Here is a 3,738-nt window from a genome sequence, read left to right on the forward strand (position 1 = left end):
AGTTATAAATACTGGCGGGCAGAAAAGCTAATGAAAGTGCTCAATATTTAACAGCCAGCGCCAGCAAAAGCATATTCTATATATCTACTCTTGGGGTAGAGACTCGTCGGCAGTATATTTCAGCTTGAACGCCCCGACGGCAATGACAAGAAATGTCAGTGCTACAATGGCAAATGCAGTATAAAGATCTGTTAAATGGGCAATAAAACCAATCAGTGCTGGCCCGCCCAGAACACCGAAATAACCTAATGTTGCAACCAGAGCAACTGACATATTTACCGGCATGACTTTTTCCTGGCCAGCGAGTGTAATCAGTACCGGAACAATATTGGCAGCCCCAATTCCCACCAGCGCAAAACCAAGCAGGGTGAACTTCCAGTCGGGTATCATGACCGCAACTGCATAGCCGATCATAGCAATGATACTGCTGAGAACCAGTACAGGCTTGCGCCCCAAGAGACTAACAACTTTATCGCCAGTGAAACGCATGATTGACATTGTTCCACCAAAAATGGCAAACCCCCAGCCCGCATATTTTATATCAAGACCACGATCGTTAGTCAGAAAAATGCCGCTCCAATCTAATACGGCCCCTTCCGCCATAAAACAAATCATGCACATCAGGGCCATCAACACGAGCCGAAAATTGGGCCTCGGCTTGGTTATTACCGGCTCAGTAGGTTCTTTATTATCACCAAAGGGGATTAATTGATTAAAAACCGTGGCGGTAATAATGGCGATGACTGCAATAGCAATGAACGTCACGGTTAGAGGCATCAAACTGAGAGTAAACAGTATGGCACCACCGCCTGCGCCAGCAATTGAGCCAATGCTAAATAAGCAATGGAAACCTGACATTAAGGGTTTATCCGAAGATTGCTCAACCAGTGAACCTTGGACATTAACGGCAACATCAGCCAGGCCAATACCGGCACCAAAAAAGAATAGGCATAATGCCATAAAAAAGAATTGATCAATAATTGCCAAGGTGGGGAGGAATATACAGGTGAGCACGATACCTAATAACATGATATTTCTGCACCCAAAACGGCCGATAAGTCTCCCTGAAAACAACATGGCAAGCAGTGAACCTGTCCCCAGACAAAGTAACAGTAACCCTAATGAACCAGCATCAAAATGTAGCCGATTTTGTGCATAGGGCACTAGCGAAGCCCAAAGCCCCATAGCAAATCCAGCCACAAAGAAAATTGCTCGGGTAGATGCTCGCTTAGCATAAGTATCCAGAGGGGTATCAAGTGTATAGCTAGACATTCAGTAGTTACCTTTCTCTGGTTAGTCGTGGTGAAATTAAGGTCGGATGCAATGCAAATACACTTACTAAAAGACTTATATTAAGTTGTGAAATATAATGATAATACTCAAAATGTCAAGAGTATTCTTGCCGGGAAAGATATTTTCAGGGGGATGGAACAGGGATAATGCGAAGAGGGCTGACGTGGGAATTTTGTGTCAAGACAGGTTCCCCACGATCATTGTAATGGGGGGAGTTAGCTGTTAAAGACTCTAAAATTATTATAGGCATCAAGGGTATATTCTGATATGCCATTATGATAATCAGATTTTATACAATCACGATAAACAAAATGCGGGATGTGCTTGCTATCGAATCTTTTTAATAATTCAATCGATAATTCATCAATACAGGCCTGACTGATATTATGACCTGATATCGCTATGGTGACCGGGTTAATAATTGCAATCAAAGAGGACGTAATATGGAGAAGTTTTTCAAACTCAGGGGTATGATGAGAATGGATATTTATTTCAGCGGTTAAATCATCATAGAAAGGAAGTTTTGACACTTCGCCTGCAAATTGACTCGCTCCACGGAGCATTTTCCCCGAAATAACGATACCACAACCTGCACAATGTCTTGGGGGCATAAAAATGTAAGCGATAGGATCGGATATATCACGGCAATTATTCCGGTAGAAACCAAAGGCAGTATAATTTATATCATTTCCCACTTGAACAAAAATACCAAAGTGGTCATTTAACAGTGTAGTGATATCCAGCCCTTCAAAGCGGGTAATATCGCAAGTCAGTACTTTACCATCAACCAAAATGCCCGGAAGGCCAAGCCCTAATGCCTTGATATTAGGATGTTTGTTTATAACTTCTTGAATGTGATTAATTAATGTCTCTACAGTCAGGTTGTTATAGACTTCATTATATTCTTCAATATTTTTCCCATCAGCAGAGGTGACGGATGATGAAATAATACCTGAATCATTAGTACCTTCGACATAAACACTTAATATGTTAAAGTAATTGGAGTTATATATATAACGCTTAGCAGGCCGCCCCCCGCGAGATTCGTCAATAGATTCTTCAATAACTTCTCCCTCAGCACATAGTTCATTTAGGATTGTGCCACAGGTTGCCAAACTTAACCCAGTTTGAGCCGATATATCGCCTTTAGTGGCAGATATCAGCGATTTTAATGTGCTAGTCACCAGCATGATATTTTTTTTCTTCATCTGTCTGGTCGTATTAATCAGCACAATAGTCATTTTTTTCACCAATAATTTAACTATTTTAAATATAACATGTCTGTATTTATGAATAAATAGTTATATGTTTTTACTCTCTGTCACTGATTTAATCGGGGCCGGGTAGAGTGAAATAAAGTTGCTATAGATGTAAATAAGTTTACTTCTCACTTTATCAGCAGATGTCTGATATAAAATTTCACCCTGTCCGTATGAAACTTAGTCCGTAGGTTTATTTATCACCCCACAGACTGAGTATCAATCTCTAGCTAGCTGATTTTTGCTGATGCAATTCAGCGGGCTGCACTATTTTCGCCTTACCCTCTTTGAGGGGACTATCGATGGGATCTTCGGCAACTTCGCGGGCGCGTTTACGTAAACTAAACCAACCAATGACCAGTAATATAGCGACCACCGGTAAAGCTGCAATAGTCCAGGTGCCATTCGGGTAGTCGAACGCCATCATCACTAATACACCGGCCAGGAAAAATAATGTTAACCAGGAAGTCACGGGAGCACCGGGCATTTTGAAAGCGACAGGTTTAGCGTTTCCTTTTTTAATTGCCTGACGTAATTTCATCTGACACACAATGATGAATGCCCATGAGCTAATAATCCCTAATGACGCAATATTCAAAACAATTTCAAATACTTGTGAGGGAACAAGATAATTGAGTAATACCCCGAAGACATAGATGCCGACAGTGACCAAAATCCCGGCATAAGGAACAGATTGGGGACTCATTTTCGACATGAATTTCGGTGCGGATCCCCCCATCGATAATGAGCGCAAAATACGTCCTGTAGAATAAAGGCCTGAATTTAAGCTCGAAAGGGCGGCAGATAGCACCACAATATTCATAATTGTTCCAATGTATGGAACGCCTAAACTACTGAAAAATGTTACGAAAGGGCTTTGTCCCGCCTGATAAGCATTCCACGGCAGCAAGCATACCAGTAGCACCACGGAGCCGACGTAAAACAGACCAATGCGTAAAATCACACTATTGATAGCTTTGGGCAGCATTTTTTCCGGATCTTTACATTCCCCGGCGGCAGTACCAATTAACTCGATACCGGCAAAAGCAAATATGACGCCTTGAACTAATATCAGTGCGGGGAGTAATCCGTGCGGGAAAAATCCGCCATTATCAGTAATCAGATGCATGCCCGACGGGTGCCCGCCAACACTTTGGCCCGTACCGAGAAACACCACGCCCACGAC

At 42.2% G+C, this 3,738-nt stretch carries 3 protein-coding genes; all 3 read right to left on the reverse strand.

The genetic code is table 11. From position 1 onward, the window contains the following. Positions 1 to 84 precede the first annotated feature (84 nt). Positions 85 to 1,272 (reverse strand): MFS transporter, encoded by a 1,188-nt coding sequence (locus FTA91_RS03225; RefSeq protein ID WP_050113416.1) that lies wholly within the window; start codon positions 1,270 to 1,272, stop codon positions 85 to 87. A 236-nt stretch (positions 1,273 to 1,508) separates the two neighbouring features. After that, a complete protein-coding gene (locus tag FTA91_RS03230) occupies positions 1,509 to 2,534 on the reverse strand; it encodes an ROK family protein (RefSeq protein WP_050113417.1) in 1,026 nt (341 codons plus the stop codon). A gap of 244 nt (positions 2,535 to 2,778) precedes the next feature. Further along, the coding region (locus tag FTA91_RS03235) for an amino acid permease (RefSeq protein WP_145582944.1) at positions 2,779 to 3,738 on the reverse strand (960 nt) is incomplete at its 5' end.

This window comes from Yersinia thracica, assembly GCF_902170565.1.
GTDB classification, from domain to species: domain Bacteria; phylum Pseudomonadota; class Gammaproteobacteria; order Enterobacterales; family Enterobacteriaceae; genus Yersinia; species Yersinia thracica.